At 64.8% G+C, this 22,368-nt stretch carries 22 protein-coding genes; 11 read left to right on the top strand and 11 right to left on the bottom strand.

Annotated features, from left to right (window positions below; all coding sequences use genetic code 11):
* Positions 1-110 precede the first annotated feature (110 nt).
* On the top strand, positions 111-1,013 hold the full coding sequence (locus LFT47_RS06135) for a Bax inhibitor-1/YccA family protein (protein ID WP_236816207.1): 903 nt from the start codon (positions 111-113) through the stop codon (positions 1,011-1,013).
* Positions 1,014-1,039: 26 nt separating this feature from the next.
* Here LFT47_RS06135 and LFT47_RS06140 read toward each other — a convergent pair whose 3' ends face one another.
* From LFT47_RS06140 to galT, 3 genes are read right to left on the bottom strand one after another with little or no spacing between them, the layout of a single operon-like run.
* Positions 1,040-2,278 (bottom strand): acetyl-CoA C-acetyltransferase, encoded by a 1,239-nt coding sequence (locus tag LFT47_RS06140; RefSeq protein WP_236816209.1) that lies wholly within the window; start codon positions 2,276-2,278, stop codon positions 1,040-1,042.
* 52 nt (positions 2,279-2,330) lie between these two features.
* Positions 2,331-3,500, bottom strand: a complete 1,170-nt coding sequence (gene galK, locus LFT47_RS06145; protein ID WP_236816214.1) for a galactokinase — start codon at positions 3,498-3,500, stop codon at positions 2,331-2,333.
* On the bottom strand, positions 3,497-4,630 hold the full coding sequence (gene galT, locus LFT47_RS06150) for a galactose-1-phosphate uridylyltransferase (RefSeq protein ID WP_236816218.1): 1,134 nt from the start codon (positions 4,628-4,630) through the stop codon (positions 3,497-3,499). The genes galK and galT overlap by 4 nt, the downstream gene beginning before the upstream one ends.
* A gap of 84 nt (positions 4,631-4,714) precedes the next feature.
* On the opposite strand from galT, the gene LFT47_RS06155 reads away from it, so the two are divergent.
* Genes LFT47_RS06155 through ilvA form a run of 3 tightly spaced genes read left to right on the top strand, consistent with a single transcriptional unit; the run spans position 4,715 to position 8,292 of the window.
* Positions 4,715-5,683 carry an aldose 1-epimerase family protein gene (locus LFT47_RS06155; RefSeq protein ID WP_442863459.1) on the top strand — a complete coding sequence of 323 codons (969 nt, stop codon included), beginning with the start codon at positions 4,715-4,717 and terminating at the stop codon, positions 5,681-5,683.
* A gap of 41 nt (positions 5,684-5,724) precedes the next feature.
* Positions 5,725-7,050, top strand: a complete 1,326-nt coding sequence (locus LFT47_RS06160; RefSeq protein ID WP_236816220.1) for an AI-2E family transporter — start codon at positions 5,725-5,727, stop codon at positions 7,048-7,050.
* A 3-nt stretch (positions 7,051-7,053) separates the two neighbouring features.
* The gene (gene ilvA, locus LFT47_RS06165; protein ID WP_236816223.1) at positions 7,054-8,292 is read left to right on the top strand and encodes a threonine ammonia-lyase; all 1,239 of its coding nucleotides are present in this window, start codon (positions 7,054-7,056) and stop codon (positions 8,290-8,292) included.
* Positions 8,293-8,437: 145 nt separating this feature from the next.
* Here the strand turns inward: ilvA and greA are convergent, their stop codons facing one another.
* Positions 8,438-8,932 (bottom strand): transcription elongation factor GreA, encoded by a 495-nt coding sequence (greA, locus tag LFT47_RS06170; RefSeq protein WP_236816230.1) that lies wholly within the window; start codon positions 8,930-8,932, stop codon positions 8,438-8,440.
* Between the two features lie 153 nt (positions 8,933-9,085).
* Positions 9,086-9,544 carry a DUF4307 domain-containing protein gene (locus LFT47_RS06175; protein ID WP_236816232.1) on the bottom strand — a complete coding sequence of 153 codons (459 nt, stop codon included), beginning with the start codon at positions 9,542-9,544 and terminating at the stop codon, positions 9,086-9,088.
* 129 nt (positions 9,545-9,673) lie between these two features.
* Here LFT47_RS06175 and mca point away from each other — a divergent pair, with 129 nt between their 5' ends.
* From mca to LFT47_RS06190, 3 genes are all read left to right on the top strand, one after another.
* Positions 9,674-10,579 carry a mycothiol conjugate amidase Mca gene (gene mca / locus LFT47_RS06180; protein ID WP_236816235.1) on the top strand — a complete coding sequence of 302 codons (906 nt, stop codon included), beginning with the start codon at positions 9,674-9,676 and terminating at the stop codon, positions 10,577-10,579.
* Between the two features lie 69 nt (positions 10,580-10,648).
* Complete coding sequence (locus tag LFT47_RS06185) at positions 10,649-10,903, top strand: hypothetical protein (protein WP_236816237.1); 255 nt, start codon at positions 10,649-10,651, stop codon at positions 10,901-10,903.
* Complete coding sequence (locus tag LFT47_RS06190) at positions 10,881-13,115, top strand: thioredoxin domain-containing protein (protein ID WP_236816239.1); 2,235 nt, start codon at positions 10,881-10,883, stop codon at positions 13,113-13,115. The genes LFT47_RS06185 and LFT47_RS06190 overlap by 23 nt, the downstream gene beginning before the upstream one ends.
* Here LFT47_RS06190 and trhA read toward each other — a convergent pair.
* Positions 13,112-13,753: a PAQR family membrane homeostasis protein TrhA gene (gene trhA, locus LFT47_RS06195; RefSeq protein WP_236816241.1), complete on the bottom strand. Its 642-nt coding sequence runs from the start codon at positions 13,751-13,753 to the stop codon at positions 13,112-13,114. The two genes, LFT47_RS06190 and trhA, sit on opposite strands and share 4 nt — an antisense overlap.
* Before the next feature lie 242 nt (positions 13,754-13,995).
* Between trhA and LFT47_RS06200 the strand changes: the two genes are divergently transcribed.
* On the top strand, positions 13,996-14,757 hold the full coding sequence (locus LFT47_RS06200) for an isoprenyl transferase (protein ID WP_236818416.1): 762 nt from the start codon (positions 13,996-13,998) through the stop codon (positions 14,755-14,757).
* Positions 14,758-15,007: 250 nt separating this feature from the next.
* Entirely contained in the window at positions 15,008-16,405 is a 1,398-nt protein-coding gene (locus LFT47_RS06205; protein ID WP_236816243.1) for a PhoH family protein, read from the top strand.
* 177 nt (positions 16,406-16,582) lie between these two features.
* On the opposite strand, the gene LFT47_RS06210 is transcribed toward LFT47_RS06205, so the two are convergent.
* Entirely contained in the window at positions 16,583-17,227 is a 645-nt protein-coding gene (locus tag LFT47_RS06210) for a GNAT family N-acetyltransferase (protein WP_236816245.1), read from the bottom strand.
* 157 nt (positions 17,228-17,384) lie between these two features.
* Complete coding sequence (locus tag LFT47_RS06215; RefSeq protein ID WP_236816247.1) at positions 17,385-18,155, bottom strand: hypothetical protein; 771 nt, start codon at positions 18,153-18,155, stop codon at positions 17,385-17,387.
* 59 nt (positions 18,156-18,214) lie between these two features.
* On the opposite strand from LFT47_RS06215, the gene LFT47_RS06220 reads away from it, so the two are divergent.
* Both LFT47_RS06220 and LFT47_RS06225 read left to right on the top strand, forming a co-directional pair.
* Positions 18,215-18,796: a prepilin peptidase gene (locus tag LFT47_RS06220; RefSeq protein ID WP_236816249.1), complete on the top strand. Its 582-nt coding sequence runs from the start codon at positions 18,215-18,217 to the stop codon at positions 18,794-18,796.
* Between the two features lie 163 nt (positions 18,797-18,959).
* A complete protein-coding gene (locus tag LFT47_RS06225) occupies positions 18,960-19,433 on the top strand; it encodes an NUDIX hydrolase (protein ID WP_236816251.1) in 474 nt (157 codons plus the stop codon).
* Here the strand turns inward: LFT47_RS06225 and LFT47_RS06230 are convergent.
* The 3 genes from LFT47_RS06230 to LFT47_RS06240 form a co-directional block, all read right to left on the bottom strand.
* Positions 19,421-19,621, bottom strand: a complete 201-nt coding sequence (locus LFT47_RS06230; protein ID WP_236816254.1) for a hypothetical protein — start codon at positions 19,619-19,621, stop codon at positions 19,421-19,423. The two genes, LFT47_RS06225 and LFT47_RS06230, sit on opposite strands and share 13 nt — an antisense overlap.
* Before the next feature lie 254 nt (positions 19,622-19,875).
* Positions 19,876-21,576, bottom strand: a complete 1,701-nt coding sequence (locus LFT47_RS06235; RefSeq protein ID WP_236816256.1) for an MDR family MFS transporter — start codon at positions 21,574-21,576, stop codon at positions 19,876-19,878.
* On the bottom strand, positions 21,573-22,241 hold the full coding sequence (locus LFT47_RS06240; RefSeq protein WP_236816257.1) for a TetR/AcrR family transcriptional regulator: 669 nt from the start codon (positions 22,239-22,241) through the stop codon (positions 21,573-21,575). The genes LFT47_RS06235 and LFT47_RS06240 overlap by 4 nt, the downstream gene beginning before the upstream one ends.
* Positions 22,242-22,368 lie beyond the last annotated feature (127 nt).

Genomic DNA, 22,368 nt, shown 5'->3' on the forward strand with positions numbered 1-22,368 from the left:
CAACAAAAGGGTGCCGGCATCATCGGCGGTGGAACTTTCGGTGCGGACCAAGCGTGGGAATTGGTAGCGTGAACTATCACTTCGCACCCACGGCAAGAAGGACACCCACCATGGCACTCGGCGGCAACCCGATCTTCAACGGAAAGAATTTCCGTGGAGCCACACAGGCTCCGCCTGTACCCAACTACTCCCACGGCCAGAGCCAGTATGGCCAGAACCAGTATGGCCAGAACCAGTACGGCCAGCCCGCTTGGACGGCACCGCCGCAGATGACCAGCGATCAGCTGCAGCAGATGTACAACCAGCCCGCAGCCGGTCCGGCCGAGACCGGCCGTATGACTTTCGACGACGTCATCGTCAAGACTGCTGCCTGCCTTGCGGTGCTGTTGCTTGGCGCAGCCGTGACGTTGTTCGTGGCTCCCGGCACGGCAAGTCTCCTCATGATTGTCGGCGCGTTGGGCGGCTTCGCCCTGGGCATGGTCAACTCCTTCAAGAAGCAGCCGTCCCCGGCCCTGATCCTGACTTACGCCGGCCTTGAGGGCTTGTTCCTCGGAGGCCTGACCCGCTTCTTGGACGGCATGTTCCCGGGAGTCGGCCTGCAGGCAGTCATCGGCACCCTTGCCGTGTTCGGAGTGACGCTGGCTCTCTTCAAGAGCGGCAAGGTGCGCGCCACCCCCAAGGCAGTCCGCTTCTTCATGATCGCCATGCTCGGCTACCTCGTCTTCGCAGTCATCAACATGGTCCTGGTGTGGACCGGCGCCGTCCAGTCGCCGTTCGGCCTGAGCAGCAGTGTGCACATCTTCGGCATCCCGCTGGGCGTTTTCATCGGGATCCTGGCGATCGGCCTGGCCGCGTTCTCCCTGGTCATGGACTTCACGAGCATCGAACAGGGTGTCCGGCAGGGCGTTCCGGAGAAATACTCCTGGACCGCGGCTTTCGGCCTGACTGTGACGCTCGTGTGGCTCTACGTGGAGATCATCCGCCTGCTCGCGATCCTGCGCGGTGACGACTAACCAAGGCAGGGTGGTCTTCGAGCGGCTTACGACAGCCGCTCGAAGACCACTGCCATGCCCTGTCCGCCACCGACGCACAGCGTCGCCAGTCCCAAGGTGCCATCCCGTTCTCGAAGGCCATTGAGCAAGGTGGTGGTCATCCGGGCGCCTGTCATGCCAAAGGGGTGGCCAAGGGCGATGGCGCCGCCATGAACGTTGAGCTTTTCCGGATCGATGCCGAGTTCGCGGGCGCTCGCCACCACCTGGACGGCGAAGGCTTCGTTGAGTTCCACGAGGTCAATGTCCGCCATGCTCAGCCCCGCCAAGTCCAAAGCCCGGCGCGAGGACTCCACGGGGCCCATCCCCATGAGCTCCGGGGAGAGGGCGCTGACGCCGGTCGAGACGATACGCGCCAACGGCTCGAGGCCAAGTTCCCGGGCCCTGACATCGCTCATGACCACCACGGCGGCGGCGCCATCGTTGAGCGGGCATGCGTTGCCGGCTGTCACTGTGCCTTCCTTGCGGAAGACCGGCTCCAAGGCGCTGACGGCTTCAAGGGTGACGCCGGCGCGCGGTGAATCGTCGCGCTCCACGACGGTGCCGTCCTTGCGGGTGTACGGCGTGATCTCGCGGGCGTAGAAGCCTGAGGCAATGGCCGCCTCAGCCCGGTTCTGGCTCTGGACTGCCCACAGATCCTGCTCTTCCCGGCTGATTCCGTGGCTCGTCGCGACGTTCTCCGCGGTCTGCCCCATCGCGATGTAGACGTCCGGCATCCGTCCGCCAAGGCGGGGATCCGTCCATGGAGTGTTGGACGCGGCCCGGGCGGCTGTGCGGGCCCGCGCGGCCGCAAACAGGGGGTTATGCAGGCTGGTGTCCGTTTCCCCGGCCCCGACCCAGTTCTGGTAGCGCGACACGGACTCGACCCCCGCAGAGACGAAGGCATCGCCTTCCCCGGAGCGGATCGCGTGGAAGGCCATCCGCAGGGCCTGAAGGCTCGAGGCGCAAAAGCGGTTGATCGTGGCTGCGGGGACGGTGTCCAGGCCGGCCAGGACGGTCACCACCCGGGCCATGTTCGAACCGGCTTCGCCACTGGGCTCGGCGCAGCCAAGGTAGAGGTCATCGAGGCCGCGGCCATCGAGTGCTCCGGGATCGAATGCCGGAATCTTCGCCAGTGCGGCACTCACCATCGCCGCCGCGAGGTCATCGGGACGTTCGTGCTTGAGGGACCCTTTGAAAGCCCGTCCAATGGGGCTTCTTGCGGTGGAAACGATGACGGCCTCAGTCATGCCCCCAGCTTACGCCGGGGCCCGCTCGCCGACGGCGGCTAATGCACGGGAGTCAGGCGAGGCGTGTGGCCCCCGCTGCCGGGGTGACGGTGAAGATGTCCGGCGTCGTGAAACCGGCCGCCGCGAAGGCGCGTACGACGGCGTCGCGCACCTCTTGCTCATGGGCCGCCGGGGTGAGGGCGATAGCCGAGCCGCCGAAACCGCCTCCGGTCATCCGGGCACCGATGGCGCCGTGGTCGCGGGAAGTTTCCACTGCGAGATCCAGTTCCGGGCACGAGATCTCGAAGTCGTCGCGCATGGAGGCATGGCTCGCATCCAGGAGCCTGCCGATGTGTGCGGGTCCGTCCGTGGTGAGCCGTTCCACGGTCTGAAGCACGCGGTCATTCTCCGTGACGATGTGCCGCACCCGTCGGAAAGTCGTGCTGTCCAGGAGGCCGCTGGCTTCCTCCAGATCCCCGATGCCGACGTCGCGAAGGGCCGGGACCCCCAGTACCTGGGCGCCCAATTCGCAGGAAGCCCGACGCGAGGCATAGCCGCCGTCAGCATGCGAATGGGAAACCTTGGTGTCGATGACCAGCAGCACGAGCCCGGCTTCCTCGGCGTCGAAGGGGACCAGCTGTACGCTCTGGTCGCGGCAGTCCAGGAAGACCGCATGGCCCTTTGACCCGCGAAGTGACGCCGACTGGTCCATGATTCCGGTGGGGGCGCCCACGAAGTCGTTTTCGGCCTTCTGCGTTGCCAGGACCATGTCTTCGGCGCCGAGTCCCGCACCAGTCAGCTCGTTGAGCGCCGAGATGACTGCGCATTCGATGGCGTGCGACGAGGACAGTCCCGCGCCAAGGGGGACATCCGAATCCATGAGGAGATCGAAGCCCGGGACAAGGATGCCGCGCTGTTGCAACGCCCAGGCCACGCCGAGCGGATACTTCGTCCAGCCCTTGGCCGCTTCCGGAACCAACATGTCCACGTCGGCTTCGACCACGCCCTGCCCGCCGAAAGTGGACAGCAGCCGGACACGTGAATCACGGCGGATCCGGACTGCAACCTTCGCCGTCTTGTCGATGGCGAAAGGCAACACGAAACCCTCGTTGTAATCGGTGTGCTCGCCGATCAGGTTCGCGCGTCCCGGTGCCTGCCACACGCCGTCGGGGGCTGAACCGAAAGTCGACTCGAAAAGCCCGGACAGGTCGCTCACGGCCGGGGCGTCGGGAGTGGAGGTCATGCTGGTGCCCCTTCGGGAATAGCGCGCTGCGAATCGCTGGCGACGGCGCGCAGCCGTTCTGCCACGGATTCAGGCGTGGTGTCGTTGATGAAGGCTCCCATGGCCGCCTCCGAACCGGCAAGGTACTTGAGCTTGTCGGCGGCTCGGCGCGGGGAGGTGAGTTGCAGGTGCAGGTGGCCGGACGGCCTCAAGGCAGCATCGAGGGGCGCCTGGTGCCACGCGGAAATGTAGGGCGTGGGAGTCGGATACAGGGCATCCATGCGCTTGAGCAACTCAAGGTAGACGTGCGCTAGTTCGTCGCGTTCTTCGCCGCTCAAGGCGGCGAGGTCCGGAACCTGGCGATGCGGGACGAGATGCACTTCCAGCGGCCAGCGGGCCGCGAAGGGTACATAGGCGCTGAAGTGCCCGCCTTCGAGCACCATGCGGCTCCCGTCCTGCCGTTCGGCCTTGAGGATCGAGGACGTCAGCGATTCCCGGCCGTTTGAGTTGTCGAAGTGCCGGCTGGCGGCGGCGCCAAGGCTTGCCGCCCGCGGCGTGACGTAGGGGTAGGCATAGATCTGTCCGTGCGGGTGGTGGAGCGTTACCCCGATGTCAGCACCCCGGTTTTCGAACGGAAACACCTGCTGGATTCCAGGGAGCGCGCTGAGCGCCTGGGTCCTGTGCGCCCATGCCTCAATGACAGTGCGCGCCCTGGTTTCGCCAAGCCCGGCAAAGGATCCGGTGTGGCTTGGGGTGAACGAGACAACCTCGCAGCGGCCGTAGGCGGGACCCGACGTTCCCCAAGCGGGCGTGCCGGGAATCGTGCCGAGCGTTGGACCCAGCGAAGGGAAGCGGTTCTCGAAGACCACGACGTCGTAGTCCGGCGCGGGAATTTCCGAAGGGTTCGCGGGAGTGGTGGGGCAGATCGGACATTGGTCCGCGGGCGGAAGATGGGTGCGGCTTTGGCGGTGCGCCGCGACCGCGACCCATTCGCCACTCAGCGCGTCGTAGCGCAACTCGCCCGGATCGGCGCGCGGCGGCAGCTCACGGTGATCCGTCAACGAGCCGGGATCGCGCTCCGGCGAGCCGGCGTCGTCGAAATAGATCAGCTCCCGGCCGTCGGCGAGGCGCGTGCTGGTAAGGCGAGTCATGGATTCATGGTGCCACAGAGTGCTCAAAAAGGCAAAATATCTAACAAAAGAGAACATTGAGAGTGGGGTCAAGTCATGCGCGGCATGCAGTACGGTGGTGCCATGCCTCCCACCACGCCGATTTCCACGCCGGGCGAAGAGACCGTATCCCGCCGCTTTGCCAGCGGACGCCAATTCGAGATCCGCCGCGGCGACGCGCTCGCCGTCGTCACCGAGCTCGCCGCGGGCTTGCGGCTGTTCAGCCGCGACGGCGTCCAGCTCACCGAGAGCTACGGCGACGGGCAACTTCCGCCCGGCGCCACCGGAATAACCCTGGCTCCTTGGGCCAACCGGATCGAGGACGGGATCTGGTACCTCGACGGAAAGAAGCAGCAACTGGATATCACGGAGGTGTCCCGCAATAACGCTAGCCATGGGCTCCTCCGCAATTCGTCCTATGCCCTCGTGGCGGAAGACCAATTCTCCGTGACCCTCGAAGCGGTGATCTTCCCGCAGCATGGCTACCCGTTCCTGGCCCGGCACCAGGTCCGCTATGAGATCGACGCCGGGCTCGCATTGCGGGTTTCTCAGAGTTTCATCAATGATTCGGCGGCACCCGCTCCCTTCGTGCTCGGTGCGCACCCGTATTTGCGTGTGGGGGACGTTCCGCCCGAAGAGATGGTCCTGACTGTCCACGCCGGCACACGGCTCGTGGCTGACGAGCGGCTGATCCCGCGTAGCTCGGTGCGTGTCAGCGGTGATTTTGATTTTGGCGGCGGCCGGAGTGTCGGCGGCCTGGATGTCGATGTGGCGTTCACGGATCTGGAGTTCGACGGCGGACTCGCCCGCCAAACGCTGTCCGCGCCGGACGGCCGGAGCGTCTCTTTGGTGCAGGACGAGAACTGCGCCTACGTCCACGTTTTCGTCACGGATACTTTTCCGGGCCGCTCGAAGGCCGTTGCGATCGAGCCCATGACTGGTCCGGCGAACGCCTTCAACTCGGGGGAGGGCCTCCGGTGGCTTGAACCAGGCGGGACCTTCACCATGAGATGGGGAATTGTGGGCGCGCTGTAGATGGGTTTCCCATCCGGCACTCCCTGCGGAATTATGGGTGAATGACGCCAGCACAGGACGCCACGCCATCAAGTGACCCCGTTTCGGCCGCGCCCGGGCCGGTGCCAGAGCATCACATTGCGCAGGACATCCCTTATGGAGTGCGGATCGCTGCCGCCTGGGCCTGGCGGGTGGGCCTCATCTTGGTGGTAGTTGGAGCCCTTATTTGGCTGTTGGGGAAGGTCAGCTTCCTGATCATCCCGCTCATGGTCGCCTCCCTCCTTGCCGGCTTGCTCTATCCGGTCACGCGGTGGCTCGGGAAGCTCAAGATGCCGCGAGGAGCGGCCGTTGCCATCACCGTGGTGGGTTTCCTCGGCCTCATTGCGGGAGCTCTGGCGTTGGTGGGCCGGCAGCTCGCCGTGGGATTCGGCGAGTTGTGGCAGGAAGCGCTCGCGGGCATCCAGCAGGTCCAGGCGTGGCTCGCTGACGGGCCGCTGCATCTGACCGCGGACCAGATCGACACCTACATCCAGAGCGCCACCTCGGCGCTCCAGAACAACAGCAGCAGTATCCTCAGCGGTGCCCTGTCGTTCGGCAGTACGGCCGGCCATTTTGCGGCGGGCACGGTCCTTGCCCTCTTCATCTTGATCTTCTTTCTTCTCGAAGGATCCAGGATCTGGCGGTTCATCGTCGGGCTCCTGCCCAGGACTGCGCGCGCAGCGGCCGACGGCGCCGGCCGGCGCGGTTGGTCGTCCATGGTCAGCTACGTGCGCATCCAGATGTTCGTGGCGTTCGTGGACGCCGTGGGGATCGGCGTCGGCGCAGCGATTATCCAGGTTCCCCTCGCCCTGCCGCTGGGTGTCCTGGTGTTCATCGGTTCATTTATCCCGGTTGTCGGTGCCCTCGTGACGGGCGCCATTGCCGTGCTCCTGGCTTTGGTGGCCAACGGTCCCGTCAACGCGCTCGTCATGTTGGCCATCGTGCTGTTCGTGCAACAGCTCGAAAGCCATATCCTCCAGCCGCTCATCATGGGCAAGGCAGTATCCTTGCACCCCGTCGCCGTGATCTTGTCCGTGGCGGCCGGTTCCTACCTGGCCGGAATCCCGGGAGCGCTCTTCGCCGTTCCGCTCCTCGCCGTAGCAAATACGGCGGTTCGCTATATTGCCGCGCGGACGTGGGAACATGATGAAGGACTGATGACCGCGTACGCCGGCGCAGGGATTGCACCACCGGACTCCGATGAGGAACCCACCATCAAGGAAATCCACCGTCCCGGCGCCAACGCGGGCGCACGGTCCAATAGCGGCGAAGGCGCCGCAGGTCAGCACGCGGCTGCGGAACGGACATTCCCCAAGGATGCCGCAGAGCACACCAACAAAGGAGACTAACCCGTGAATACCCTCGATACCCTGCCCGTCACCCTGGACGATGTCCTTAAGGCGCGGGAGCTGCTCGAGGGCATTATTACCAAGACCCCTATCGAGTCCTCACGGGCCCTGGGAGCCATGGTAGGCGGAGAGGTCTTCTTCAAGTGCGAGAACCTCCAGCGGGCGGGTTCCTTCAAGGTCCGTGGCGCCTACGTGCGCATGGCGCGCCTGTCTCCCGAGGAAAAGAAGCGCGGCGTGGTCGCGGCTTCGGCGGGCAACCACGCACAAGGCGTTGCAGTGGCGGCGAAAAGCCTGGGAATCAAGGCACGCATCTACATGCCGCTCGGTGTGGCGCTTCCGAAGCTTGCTGCCACCCGCAGCCACGGAGCCGAAGTTGTCCTGCACGGACACAACGTCGATGAGGCCCTGGCCGAGGCCCAGCGTTACGCGGACGAAACAGGCGCCGTCTTCGTCCACCCCTTCGACAACGTCGACGTCGTGGCGGGCCAGGGCACCGTCGGGCTCGAAATCCTGGATCAAGTTCCCAATGTCGACACTGTCCTGATGGGCGTCGGTGGCGGTGGACTGCTGGCTGGAGTCGCCGTCGCGATCAAAGCGAGGGCAAGGGAGCTGGGACGCGAGATCCGGATCATCGGCGTGCAGGCCGAGAACGCGGCCGCCTACCCGCCGTCGCTCGCCGCTGATGCCCTGGTGCCGCTCAAGAAGGTTTCCACGATGGCGGACGGCATCGCCGTCGGTCGCCCCGGCCAGCTGCCGTTCAGCATCATCCGCGAACTCGTAGACGACGTCGTGACCGTGAGCGAAGACTCCTTGGCCCGGGCGCTCATCTTCCTGCTCGAGCGGGCCAAGATGGTGGTGGAGCCCGCCGGCGCTGTCGGCGTCGCTGCCCTCATGGACGGCAAGATCGAAAATCCGGGGACCACGGCCGTCATCCTGTCCGGCGGCAACATTGACCCCATGCTGATGCTCAAGGTGATCCAGCGCGGCCTCTCAGCGGCCGGACGCTACATGACCGTGCGCATGATGCTGGATGACCGGCCCGGTTCCCTGGCCACGATCGCCCGCATCATCGCCGAAAACGACGCCAACGTGACCGGCCTGGACCACACCCGGGTGGGCGGCGCGATCAGCATGGGCGACGTCTCCATCACCGTCAACCTCGAAACCAAAGGCCACGAGCACAGCGAGCAGGTCCTGGCAGCCCTTCGCGCCGAGGGCTTCCACCCGATCGTGGTGCACTGACGCCGTAGCCCAGCCCAACTGACTCGCAGTTGTTGTCGTTATGAGCCTTCATAACGACAACAACTGCGAGCTAGTTGGGGGGACAAAGCAAAACGCCGGCCCTCCCCGCGAAGGGGTGGGCCGGCGTCGTTGTTTCGCGGAACTATCAGCCGGCGAACGGCTTGGCGGAAACAATCTCCACCGGAATTTCCTTGCCGTTGGGGGCGACGTAGCTGATTTTGTCGCCTTCCTTGTGGCCCATGATCGCCACGCCGAGCGGGGACTTCTCACTGAAGACGTTGAGATCGGAATCGCCGGCGATCTCACGGGATCCGAGCAGGAAGGTCTCTTCGTCACCGGCGATGCGGGCGACGACAACCATGCCCTGCTCGACGATTCCGTCGTCGGCCGGAGCTTCGCCCACCTGGGCGTCGCGCAGGAGCACGGTCAGCTGGCGGATGCGGGCCTCGATCTTGCCCTGCTCTTCCTTGGCGGCGTGGTATCCACCGTTTTCCTTGAGGTCACCCTCCTGACGGGCGGCTTCGATCTTCTGTACGATCTCCGCACGGCCAGGGCCGGAAAGGTGGTCCAGCTCTGCCTTCAGGCGGTCAAATGCGTCCTGGGTAAGCCAAGCTGCAGGCGCGCTGTTGGTGGTCGACACGGACTTCTCCTTATGGATCTGACAAGCAAAGACCCCGCCGGTGCAGGCCACTCGTGGAACTCAGCAACCAACTCAGCGGGGTTAAGGTATTGATCCAGTGTAGTCAATCCTGTGGACAAACCCAAGCTCACTGAGTCGCGGGTCACACCTTTGCTATTTGCTGCCGTCGACAATCCAGCAGTTGTCCACGACGGCGGACACGGCTTCGGACTCGGTTCGCAGGATGGTCCTTTGGGCTGTTGTCTGGCCGCCGTCGGCCCCTGCCTTGGGGGCGTTCGGGCCGATCTCGACGACCTTCCAGCCGACCACCGCGAACTTGGAATCCATGGCCTTGACCGCGCATTTCGCGGTGGCTTCGGGGTTCTTGGTGACCTGGAAATCGACGGACAGCTGGGTGGCGTCGGTGGCGCTGTAGCCGATGTCCTTGAAAGACACCGATGACTGCGAGGAAGACGTGGTGACCCAAAAGAGGAGCCCGATGGCCACAAGGAGGACGGCAATGACGATGTTCCGCTTGGTTTTCCCTCCGAAGGCGCGCTTTTGGCTGCCGTAGCGATTGGCTAGGCTGGTAGTTGCCGGTAGCACCGTGCCCGATGGGTCTTCCGAAGTCACCCACCTAGTTTAGTGGGCTTCCGGCGCCTTCCCGCACACAGCGGAGCGGCACGCTTGAGAAATGCCTGAACAGTCCACAGCCAACAGCAAGCCCAGAACAGCATGACCCGGAAAGAGGAACCGTACCGGATGAGCACATCCACCAGCCCCGACACGCAGCTCCGGCTGCTCACCGTCCACGCACACCCGGACGACGAGTCAAGCAAGGGCGCGGCAACCATGGCGATGTATGCGGCTTCCGGCGTGGAGGTCATGGTGGCCACGTGCACCGACGGTTCCCGCGGGGACATCCAGAACCCGGCCATGGAGTCCGCTCCGCACCCGAAGCGCGACATGGCCGGCGCGCGCCGCTTGGAAATGAAGCAAGCTGCCGCGGTCCTGGGAATCAAGCAGCGGTGGTTGGGTTTCGTGGATTCCGGACTGCCCGACGGCGATCCGTTGCCACCCCTGCCTAGCGGCTGCTTTGCGCTTCAGCCCCTTGAGCGGGCGGCGGCACCGCTGGTCCGCTTGGTCCGCGACTTCAAGCCGCACGTCATCGTGAGCTACGACGAAAACGGCGGCTACCCGCACCCGGACCACATCATGGCCCACAAGGTTGCCGTCGAAGCTTTCCACGCGGCCGGCGACCCGGAGCGCTACCCGGGGACGGGCGAAAGCTGGGCGCCGAGCAAGCTGTACTACGACCGGGCCTTCAGCCCCGACCGTTTCCGTGCCTTGCATTTCGCACTCGAAGAAGCAGGACTGCAATCGCCGTATGCCGAACGCCTGGCTTCCTGGCTTGAAGCCGATGCTGAAGGCCATACTCCGCCGAGGCCGATGCACCAGACCACCACACAGGTGGATTGCGGCGACTACTTCGAGGCGCGTGACGACGCGCTCAGGGCGCATCGGACCCAGATTGATCCCCTTGGATTCTTCTTCGCGGTATCCCCGGAGATGCAGCGCAGGGCCTGGCCGTGGGAGGACTACACGCTGATCGACTCCCGTATCCCGACCGAACTGCCGGAAAAGGACCTGTTTGCAGGGCTAAGATAGGATCGCCGGCGATTTCTATCAAGCGTAGAAGTCGCCACCGGCTGGAAACTCCCATAGAAGGTTTGAACCGTGCACCACTTTCTCATCGCCCTGGCCACGACCCCGTCGCCTACCCCGACCCCGTCGCTGCGCCCCGGCTTGTCGGAAGACCAGGTGACCCCGGGCACCTGGGGTTTCGTCCTGACTGCCTTCATCGTGGTGCTCACGACCTTCCTGATCGTTGACATGGTGCGCCGGATCCGGCGGGTACGCTACCGCGCCCAGGTTGAGGAAGCCCTGACCGCGGAAGACTCCGACGGCGATGCAGGCTCCGGAGCCCGCTGACCCGGGCACCACCCGGGAATGGCCGGGGGCGTCCAACGCCCTCGGTTCGGAACCGTCTGCCTATCTCCGCCAGCATGCGGACAATCCGGTGCACTGGCGGCCGTTCGGCGATGAGGCCTTCGCGTTCGCGGCGGCCCGCGATGTTCCGGTTTTTCTCTCCATCGGCTATGCCGCGTGCCACTGGTGCCACGTCATGGCCCACGAGTCCTTCGAAGACCGGGACACGGCCGACTACCTGAACGCCCATTTCGTTGCCGTCAAGGTAGACCGCGAAGAACGCCCCGACGTGGACTCGATCTACATGGCAGCCACCCAGGCGATCAGCGGCGAGGGCGGCTGGCCGATGTCCGTCTTCCTGACCCCGGATGGTTTGGCCTTCCATGCAGGCACCTATTTCCCGCCGACCCCACAGCCCGGGAGGCCGTCCTTCCGCCAGGTGCTCGAAGCGGTGCGCGAGGCGTGGCTGGAGCGCCGCGACGCCGTCGAGCAGAACGCGCGGGGGCTTGCCGCCGGCATGGCCAATGCCCAGCTCGCCTCGGCGGTGTTCCTCGACAGACCGTCCGAAAACCTGGACAGAAGCCTGCTGTCGGAAGCCGTGCGTCTTCTCGCCCGCTCGGAAGACCCCGACGGCGGCGGCTTCGGCGGCGCTCCCAAGTTCCCGCCGTCGGCCGTTCTTGAGTTCCTGATTCGGCATGCTGCCGTGCCGTCGGACACCTCGGACGCAGCCCGCGACATGGCGGGCCGCACTCTCGCCGCGATGGCCCGTTCCGCACTGTGCGACCAGCTCGACGGCGGATTCGCCCGGTATTCCGTGACCGCGGATTGGTCCGTGCCGCATTTCGAGAAGATGCTTTATGACAATGCCCAGCTTCTTCGCGTCTACGTCCACTGGGTCCGGCTCCAGGGTGATTGGGTCCTGGCGGCCGGCGAGGCCGCGAGTGTGGCGTCGCGGGTGGCGGACTGGATGCTGGATTCGCTCGGCGTGGACGATCCCGCAATCCCGGGCGGACTCGCTTCCTCGCTTGACGCCGACGCCATGGTGGACGGAGTTCATCATGAAGGTGCGTCCTACCTGTGGACTCCCGCAAGCCTCGAAGCCGTGCTTGGTCCGGGGGACGGCGTGGGCGTGGCCCGGATGATGAACGTGGGGCCGTCCGGGACGGTTTCGGAGCTCGGGTCTCCGCTCCATCCCGGGCGCCGGCTGTCCGGCGCGGAATCGCGGTTGTGGAACCGTGTCAGGCCCGCCCTGCGCACCGCACGCTCGGCCCGCCCCCAGCCTGCCCGGGACGACAAGGTCGTGGCGGGTTGGAACGGCCTGGCCGTCGCGGCCCTTGCCGAAGCCGGCGCAGTCCTGGACAGGCCGGAACTGGTGACTGCGGCGGAAAGCGTGGCCGAGTACCTGATGCGCGTGCATTGGCGCCCGGCGGCCGGCCCCGAAACATCCACGCCCGGCGCGGGGGTGCTGATCAGGGTCTCGCACGACGGGGTTGCGCGGGGGATCAGCGGCCTGTTGGAAGACTACGCGTTTTGTGCCGAAGGCTTCCTGGCTCTCTACGCCGTGACTGGCCAGCGGCGCTGGTACGTATTTGCGGAGGAGCTGATCAGCGGAGCCTGCGCGCGCTTCGTGGCGGACGGCAGGTTGTCGGACTCCGTGGGGGAGTCGGCCCAGGTATTCAACGCGCAGGGCCAGCACGCGGGCCTGGACCCCTTCGACAACGCGGCGCCGAGCGGCGCGGCGGCCTTTGCCGGAGTGTTGCTGAGCTATGCGGCGTATTCCGGTTCGCATGAGCACAGGGCCATGGCAAGCAGCATCCTGTCGCTCCTGCCGCCGATGGCCGGGCGGGCGCCCAGAGTAGCTGGATGGCTGCTCGCGACCGCCCAGGCGGCCGTCGCCGGCCCCATAGAGGCCGCTGTCTCCGGCCCTCCAAGCCGGAAACAGCGGGAACTCCATCGTGCTCTGCTGGCTTCGCCGAGCCCCGGGCTGGTGGTGGCGGTCCAGACCGGTGTGGCTGGCGAAAAAGCGGCCGACGACGGCGCGCCGCCCGGGTCCCGCGCTAAAGAACCGGAGGTGCCACTGCTTGAGTCCCGCACGGCTGCCGCGGACGGCTCGCCACAGGTGTATTTGTGCCGGGGGATGGTGTGTGACCTGCCGCTTGGCTCTATCGAGGAAGTCGTGCAGCGCCTTGACGCGATGACGGAGGCCGCAGGCTAGCTCAGCACGGCAATCATGATCGCGGCGAAATGTGCGGCGAAGGCCAGCACTGTGAAGGCGTGGAAGAGTTCATGGAAGCCGAAGTTCAACGGACTGAAGTTGGGCCTCTTGATCCCGTAGAAAACGGCGCCAGCGATGTAGAGGGCCCCGCCCACACAGATCAGGATCGCGGCCGGAACGTTCGCCGCGAAGAACTCCGGCAAATAGAACAACGCCCCGCAGCCCAGTGCGACGTAGATGGGCACGTAGAGCCAACGTGGAGCGCCGGTCCAAAGAACCCGGAAGAGCACGCCCAGCAGTGCTCCGGACCAGATCACCCACAACAGGAGCACGGCCTTGGGGCGCTCCAGGAGCGACCATGCGAGAGGTGTGTAGCTGCCCGCGATCACGAGCATGATGTTGGTGTGGTCCAGGCGTTTGAGGAGCATCCTGGTCTTCGGATCCCAATTTCCGCGGTGGTAGACCGCGGACACGCCGAAGAGCAGCACACCCGTCAATGCGTAGACGGCGGAGGCGATCTTGCGATCCGTCGTAGGGGCCATCGTCACCAGGACGATCCCTGCCGCGACGGCGAAAGGCGTGGCCACAGCATGTATCCAGCCGCGCCACCTTGGTTTGGTTGTGAGCAGCTCCGACATCGTTAAAGCGTAACCCGCGGGTCGATAAGTTACTGCCGAGTAGCACGTTTTGCGATCGTTCTCCGCTGCTCAGGTGTGCCGACTGCCCGCCTTGGGAAGGTAGCCTTGGTGGTGCGCCTACGGCAGCAGTCCGGAGGTGCCGATAGTTGTTTGGCTGAAGGGTTGGCTACCAACCCGGCTGGCCGCCGTCGTCGTTTGTTTGCTTTTCGCGTGCTGTCAAAGGAAGTCAGGTGAGTGTCCGGATGGAGTGGCCCGGCTTCCTCTACGGCTTCTACGAGCGCAAACTGCTCCGTTCGCTCGAACGGGAGAAGATTCCCCGGCACATCGGCGTCATGGTTGATGGCAACCGCCGCTGGGCGCGGCAGTTCAACGCTCCCACCAGCGAAGGCCATCAAGCGGGTGCGGACAAGATCCACGAATTCCTCGGCTGGTGCCAGGAACTCGGAGTCAAAGTTGTCACGCTCTACATGCTCTCCACCGACAACATGAACCGCTCGGGCGAAGAGCTCGAACTGCTCATGGGAATCATCGCCAACACCCTCGATCGCTTGGATGACGACGCCGATATCTCGGTCCACGCCATGGGCGCGCCGGAGCTCCTTCCGGACTATCTCGCCGAGCGGCTCACCAAGCTCACGGCCCGCACCCCGATCCGCGAGCGGCTCCATGTGAACGTGGCCGTCGGCTACGGCGGACGGCGCGAGATCGTCGACGCCGTGCGGGAACTTCTGCACGACGCCGTTGCGCACGGCCGCGACATCACCGAGCTGGCCGATGAACTTTCAGTGGACGACATCTCGCGGTTCCTCTACACGCGCGGCCAGCCGGACCCCGATCTGGTGATCCGCACATCGGGTGAGCAGCGATTGTCCGGTTTCCTCATGTGGCAAAGCGCCTACAGCGAGTTCTATTTTTGCGAGGCACTCTGGCCCGCGTTCCGCAAGGTTGACTTCCTGCGGGCCCTGCGGGACTACGCCGGCCGCCAGCGTCGCTTCGGTTCCTGAGGCGGTGAACTTCCCGGTGCGCACCCGTTTACGGGAAGTTCACATTTTGTCTACACGAATCGCCGTTTGGGCTAACCGGAAATGTAATCGCACGGGAATACGTTAATCCCATCAGTAGGCAAACCGCCTGCTGATCGGGGAGGCCAGTAGATGGAGCGAATCATCGCACCAGTTACGTGGGGGGCCGCGCCCGGCCTTCCGGCCGAGCCGCCTCACGAATAAGCCGGGTTCGCCCGGGGCTGGAGTCGATGTGGCTATTTCTGAGCAACTGCCCGTAGTCGTTTCCGACGGGGAAAGTTCAGCTACCTCTCGCACCAAGCGGGCCAACGATGGGCGGACTGCAAAGTCCGGAACCCCGACAGGCCGAAGCTATGTGATTGACACTTCCGTATTGCTTTCCGATCCGCACGCCCTGTTGCGCTTCGCGGAGCACGAAGTCATTGTCCCGATCGTGGTCATCACCGAATTGGAGGGCAAACGCCACGATCCCGAATTGGGCTACTTCGCCCGCAAGGCCCTCAGGCTCCTGGATGACTTGCGCATTGAGCATGGCGGGTTGAATCAACCCATCCCGATCGGATCCGACGGCGGCACGCTGCGTGTCGAGATGAACCATGTGTCCACCGAAGTGCTGCCGGCAGGATTCCGCGGCGCGGACAACGACAGCCGCATCCTGGCAGTCGCCAAGAACCTCGCCAACGAAGGCCACAACGTCACGGTCGTCTCCAAGGACCTCCCCATGCGCGTCAAAGCCTCCGCAATGGGGCTGTTCGCGGACGAATACCGCAATGAACTCGTCAAGGACTCCGGCTGGACCGGCATGGCAGAGATCGAAGCCAGCGAGGACGAAATCACCACCCTGTACGGGCACGAACCGGTTTTCATTCCGGCAGCGGCCGAGCTTCCTGTCAACACGGGCCTGGTGCTGCTCTCCAACCGGGGCTCCGCCCTGGGCCGGGTGGGCGCGGACAAGCAAGTGCGGCTGGTCAAGGGCGACCGTGATGTCTTCGGACTGCACGGCCGCTCAGCGGAGCAACGGCTTGCGATCGACCTGCTCATGGATCCCAGCGTCGGTATCGTCTCGATCGGCGGCCGGGCGGGCACTGGTAAGTCGGCCCTGGCCTTGTGTGCGGGACTCGAGGCAGTCTTGGAGCGCCGGGAGCACCGCAAGGTGATTGTCTTCCGGCCGTTGTACGCCGTGGGTGGACAGGAACTCGGGTACCTGCCCGGTTCCGAGGCAGAGAAGATGAACCCCTGGGCGCAGGCGGTCTTCGACACCCTCGGTGCACTCGTCAGCCAGGAAGTCGTCGAAGAAGTCATGGACCGGGGCATGCTCGAAGTGATGCCGCTGACCCACATCCGCGGGCGTTCGCTCCATGACGCCTTCGTGATCGTAGACGAGGCACAGTCGCTCGAAAAGAACGTGCTCCTCACGGTCATGAGCCGCATCGGCCAGAACTCCAAGATCGTCCTGACCCACGACGTCGCCCAGCGCGACAACCTCCGCGTCGGCCGGCACGACGGCGTTGCCGCGGTCGTCGAGACCCTCAAGGGGCACCCGCTGTTCGGCCACATCACCCTGACGCGCTCCGAACGCTCGCCGATCGCGGCCCTCGTGACGGAACTGCTTGAAGGGGCGGAAATCTAAGGCTGCATTTGCGCGGAGGCCGTGGCCGGTTTCGTCGGCCACGGCCTCCGCCGATTCTTGTACTTTCCTGCTGACGCTCGCTCACGTATGGCGGGCTTTTCGCTGACGCTCGCTCACGTATGGCGGGCTTTTCGCTGACGCTCGCTCACGTATGGCGGGTTTTTCGCTGATGCTCGCTCATAAGCCCAGGAACCTTGCTGCGGCCTCGTGGCCTTCGACCTTTAGCTTCCAACCGGGCCTGATGAAGGAGCCCGCGGAGAGGCGAACGCGTTGGACTTCCACGACGTCGGTGCCCCATTGGTCGCGGTAACTGCCGTTGGGTTCATAGCCAAGGCTGGCGGAAACGCCCAGCGATTGTTTGTTCCACATGGCAGCTTCGGATGTCGCCAATTCTGCGTTCAGGTAGTCGAAGGCGTAGCTGAGGGCGGCCGCGCGCATCTCCTTGCCGAGACCTCGGCCTTGCGCGCCTCCCTTGAGCCAGGAGCCGGTGGAGACAGTCTTCAACGATGCGAAGTCCTTCGCCTCCACATCCTGGCAGCCAATAAAATCGCCGTTGTGCCAGATGCCGAGGAGGAGCGTCCATGATTCCGGGGTCATTCCTGCCCGGCAGCGCCAATACCATCGGGCCATATTGGCACCCAACTCATCTTTGGGCAGTTCCGTCCATGGGTTGCTGAAGGGCGACTTCCCAGGCTCGTGAATTCCGCTGAGGGCGGCCTCAACCGCTGCGGGGATGTCAGCGTCCCGGATAGGGCGCAACTCCAAGCGGGGTGTTGTCAGGGTGAGACCGAAGAAGGGCCAGATGGCGCTTAGCTCGTTCATCCGGGAAGCCTAGCGGACAGTCCGGGAAAGCTTGCCATGCGTCGGCCCGGCGGGTCGTATATGTGAGCGGGGGTTGGGTGGGAGGGGTGTATATGTGAGCGGGCGTCGGCCGAAGGGGGCGTATATGTGAGCGGGGGTTTGCCGGAGGGGGGCGGTCTTACGAACGGGGGCCGATGTCCCAGCTAATGTGCTTCCGGACGTCGGTGAGGTTCATCGATTCGGCGAGGAACAGATCGTCCAGCATGTATTCGTCCACGCCCAGAATCCGCATCCAATGCCCCTGGCCTGCGGTATCGCCGTCGAGCGATTGGCTGGAAACGCACACGCCCGTTCCCGAGTCCACGCGCAAGAGAGTGCGTCCGGGGAAGCAGAGCGGCGTCGCCGCACCAGACGCGACGTAGCTGGATCCGGGGGTCGCGATGGTTTCGAGCGCCGGGCGCCCTTCGTGATCCACTTCCCGGATGGGGCCGAACGACACCCGGTTGGACTCGGGAAACTCCATCGGCACGGGAGCGTTCCCGGCGAGCTCGACAGGATCGAGGGCTGCGGCGAGCCGGCCGTTCCCGAACGACGGTTCGCCGTAGGCCGCCTCGGGACGCCGGCGGACCAACCCCGCGGAGTCGTATACGGGGGTCACCAAGTGGGCCGGCAACAGCCAGGACTTGCGCTTGGAACCAAGGTAAAGCCCGTCGCGCGAGTCGTTGATGCCCGTGGTGCTATGCAGCAACGCGCCGTCGACGGTTTCGAGCCGAAGCGCTCCCGGCCGGCGTAGCCAGGCGCGCACTGTTGCTTCTGTCTCGCCCGGCCGGTCCAGGTATTCGAACCTCAGGCTGGTCCATTTCCACGGGGAGGAACGGCAGAGGTTTCGGAAGGTGGAGGACATGTCGGCGTCGGAATTGCCTTGGATTTCTGCACTGTAGCGCCCCATATCCACAGTCTAAGGGTGCGTGACCGGCGCAGCTTTGAGAAAACCGATAGCATCCGAGGGTGATCCGACGACTCGGCGAATTGTGGGGGACCAGTGTCCCGGCCTTCTGGCTGCTACTCGCGGCTTGCGTGTACTTTGCCGTCATGGCTGCCCGCCTCACGGTCATCGACGTCCGCCACCACCTGCTGCCCAACCGGATCGTGTTCCCGTCCTATGCCATCGCCGGTGTATTGCTGCTCGGCGCAGCGGTAGCTATCACCCTGTCCAGCGGAGCGGCAGGGAGCCCGGGCACCGGAGCGGCAGGGTCCGCGCCCGACGGCGGTGCCTCCTTCCTGGGCGTGCCCGCCTTGGGAATCGTGGCCGGGGGAGCAGTGCTTTGGGTGTTCTACTTCATCCTGCGCTTGGCGTACCCGCCAGGGATGGGCTTCGGCGACGTCAAATTGGCCGGTGTCCTCGGCCTATACCTTGGCTATCTGGGTTGGGCGCATGTTTTCGCAGGAACGTTTGCGGCGTTCCTCTTCGGCGGGCTGTGGAGCCTGGGAGTCCTGGCTGCCCGGCGGGGAACCCTGAAATCATCAATACCCTTCGGGCCATTCATGCTGGCCGGCGCCGCCGCGGCGATGTTTGCCCTGCCGGCGTGAGGAGCCGTGAGCAAAGCGGAGCAGGAGGCGACCGTTTTAGCAGCCTTGCCCGCTGTCATTCGGGCATCGCCGGTGGGATACTCGCCCTACTAGCGGATCCGAGCCGGAAGCGGAGGCAGTGCTCTTGTTGGTAATAACTGTTTCACCGGAAGCGGGCTAGGCCGTGGCGATCCCGGAATTCATCCGGGAAATCCGCGAGAAGATCGGAAACGACCCGCTGTGGCTACCCGGCGTTCGGGGCGTAGTCCTGGATGACGAGAACCGGGTCCTGCTGTGCCAACGGGCCGACAATGGCCGCTGGACGTTGATCACCGGAATGCTGGAACCGGGGGAGCACCCGGCGCCCGGTTTGCTCCGCGAGATCTTCGAGGAGACTGCCGTTGTGGCCGAAACGGAGCGCATCCTCGCGGTGGGCGTGATCGGCCCGGTCACGTATCCCAATGGAGACGTGTGCGACTTCCTGGATATTGCCTTCAAGTGCCGTTATGTCTCTGGAGAGGCCCGCGTCAACGACGACGAGTCAATCGCCGTCGGCTGGTTTGCCGTCGACGAGTTGCCCGAGATCAGCGCCGGCCACCGCGAAACCATCCGACTGGCGTTGGAGCCGGCCTCCGCCGTCGCGTATCAGCGCGATTGACGGGCGGCCAGGATCGCGCGGGCAGCGAAGAGGCACGCCGCGGCACCGCAAGCAATTGCGCCGACGAGGGTCCACCATTCGCCCTTGGCAGAGGCCATGGAGACGGCCAGAAGCCCGAAAAGGACCGCCCCTAATCCCCATCGAACGGCCGGGCTGATGTTCGCGGATTCTTCGGGCTCTGAACTCATGGGTTCCAGCCTAAGCCAGAGCCCGTATGCGGGGCGCCACGGGGCGTTGCAACCCCCATAAGATTGCGGCGCCCCTTTGGCCGGGCCAACCGACGCGAAGTCCGACGTTCGGCCCGGTGGACATGCCCTGTTTTACATTTGGGCATTGGACATATTCCTCATATGTCCACTGGTCCGAGCCAAGGCGGGGCATGTCGCGGGCACAGCGCCGAGCATGTCCACTCGTCCGAGCCAAGGCCGGGCATGTCCTGGCGTTAGCGCCGGGCGAGCTCACCGTCATTGTCGCCCACCGTGGCGGACGCCGGCTCAGCGGCTGGGTCGACGGACGCACCGACGGCCCCCTCGGCGGTTCCTCCGAGGCGTTCGGCTTCAAGGCGTTCCGCCTCTTCACCCCCGACTGCCTCGCCCCGGGCCACCATTCCGGCCGTGTCGGAGAGCGGGATCTGCTTGAGGGTGATCGCGAGCAGGAGGGCGATGGCGATGAACGGGATCAGGTACCAGAACACGGGTGCCAGTGAATCGGCGTAGGCGTTGACGATGGCGTCCTTGACCTGAACCGGCAGCTGGGCCAGCGTCTGAGGATCAAGCTTGCTGGTGGACTGTGCAGCCTGTGCAGCAGAAGCCCCGGCGCCTGTGAATGCCTTGGTGAGGGATTCGGCCAGCCGCGTGGTGAAGATCGAGCCGAAAACGGCCACGCCCAACGAAGCCCCGACCTCTCGGAAGTAGTTGTTGGTGCTCGTTGCCGTGCCGATCTGCTCGGCCGGAACCGCGTTCTGGACCACCAGGACGATGACCTGCATGATCAAGCCCAGGCCCGCGCCGAAGATGAAGAGCTGGATGCAGATGACCCAGATCGGAGTTGCCGCCGTGAGGGTGGTGAGCCACAACATCGCACCGATCGTGAGGCTCGCGCCGAGGATCGGGAACATCTTGTACTTGCCGGTCTTGGAAATGCGGATACCGGAGTAGATGGACGTGCCCATGAGTCCAACCATCATCGGCAGCATGAGCAGGCCGGAGACGGCGGCTGAGGTACCGGAGGACATCTGCAGGAATGTCGGCACGAAGGCGATTGCGGCGAACATGCCCAGGCCCAGGGTGAAGCCGATAGCCGTTGCGTTGATGAAGATCCGGTTCTTGAACAGGCTCAGCGGAATGATGGGGTCTTCGGCCTTGCGCTCCACGAGGACGAAGAGGAAGGCTGCGAGCACCATGCCGGCGCCGAAGGCCCAGGTGAGGGGGGAGTCCCAGCCTTGGTCCTTCTTGCCGCCGAAGTCGGTGAAGAAGATCAGGCAGGCCGTCGCAGCGGACAGGAGCAGGACTCCAAGGATGTCGATGCGCTTTTCGGCCTTCTTGTTCGGCAGGGTGAGTGTGAACCAAGCGATCGTGAATGCCGCAATGCCGACGGGAATGTTGATGTAGAAGGCCCATTCCCAGGTGAGGTGATCGACGAAGAAGCCGCCCAGGAGCGGGCCGGCCACGGCGGAGAGGCCGAAGATGGCGCCGAGGGGGCCCATGTACTTGCCGCGTTCCTTGGCGGGCACGATGTCCGCGATGATGGCCTGCGACAGGATCATCAGTCCGCCGCCGCCCAGGCCCTGGATGGCGCGGAAGATCACGAAGCCCCAGAAGTCAGTGGCGAAGGCGCATCCGATGGAAGCCACGGTGAACAAACCGATGGCAATCAGGAAGAGATTCCGCCGGCCCAGGATGTCACCGAACTTGCCGTAGATCGGCATGACGATGGTGGTGGCCAGCAAGTAGGCAGTGGTGATCCAGGCCTGGTTCTCCACGCCGCCGAGCTTGCCGACGATCGTGGGCATCGCCGTGGACACGATGGTCTGGTCCAGGCTCGAAAGCAGCATTCCGGCGATCAACGCCGAGAAAATGATCCAGATCCTTCTCTGGGTCAAGAGCAGCGGCGCGGCTGCTTTGGTCTTGAGAGTGGTACTCACGGTTGGTCCTTCTGGGGTTCGACGGGGTTGGTGTCCAGCGGTTGGGCGAAGAGCGCGCGTGCTGCCTTGAGGTTTTGGTCCAGCAGTTCGCGGTAGGGCTCGGTGTTGTCTTCGGAAAAGAACTGTTGGCTTGTCTTCTTCGTGACTGCGCCGAAAACCGCGGCGGCCATGATGATCTCGGGGTGGTCCGCGGCGAGGCCTTCACGGGAGGCGATGAGCTCGGCGAATTGGCGCTCCCGGACTTCTCCTTCGCGGGTCAACCGGCCCAGGAGCTGGGGCTCGGCTTTGACTGCGGCGATGAGCTGGCGGATCTCCGAAGGGCTGACGGTGGACCGCTCGAGGACGGCCAAGGTGAAGTGCCGCAGCGCGGACAGCAGCGAGTCGGAGATCGTGCCGGCGGCCCGATCGGGATTGCGGCGGAAGGCCTCCAGGGCGTCCTCGGGAAGCTCGTCGGAGAACGAGCCGATCACAGCGTCTTCCTTGGTATGGAAGTAGTTGAAGAAGGTTCGCCGTGAAATCCCGGCCTGCTCGCAGGCTTCCTCGACAGTGAAGCCGTTGAGTCCGCGCTGGGAGGTCAAGGACCGGGCGACGGCGGAGATCGCCGCGCGGGTCTGAGCACGCTTGCGTTCCCGGAGTCCGCCGTCGATAGTTGCACTATTTTCCACAAAGTAAAGTTTTGCACTCTTCTATTAAAAGTGCAAGAAAGGCACCTGTCAGCGGAAACGACGACGGCGGCCGGCACCTTCCGTGGGGAAGGTGCCGGCCGCCGTCGGGCTGGCCAGTCGGGCTGGC

Source organism: Arthrobacter sp. FW306-2-2C-D06B, from assembly GCF_021789175.1.
Lineage (GTDB): Bacteria > Actinomycetota > Actinomycetes > Actinomycetales > Micrococcaceae > Arthrobacter.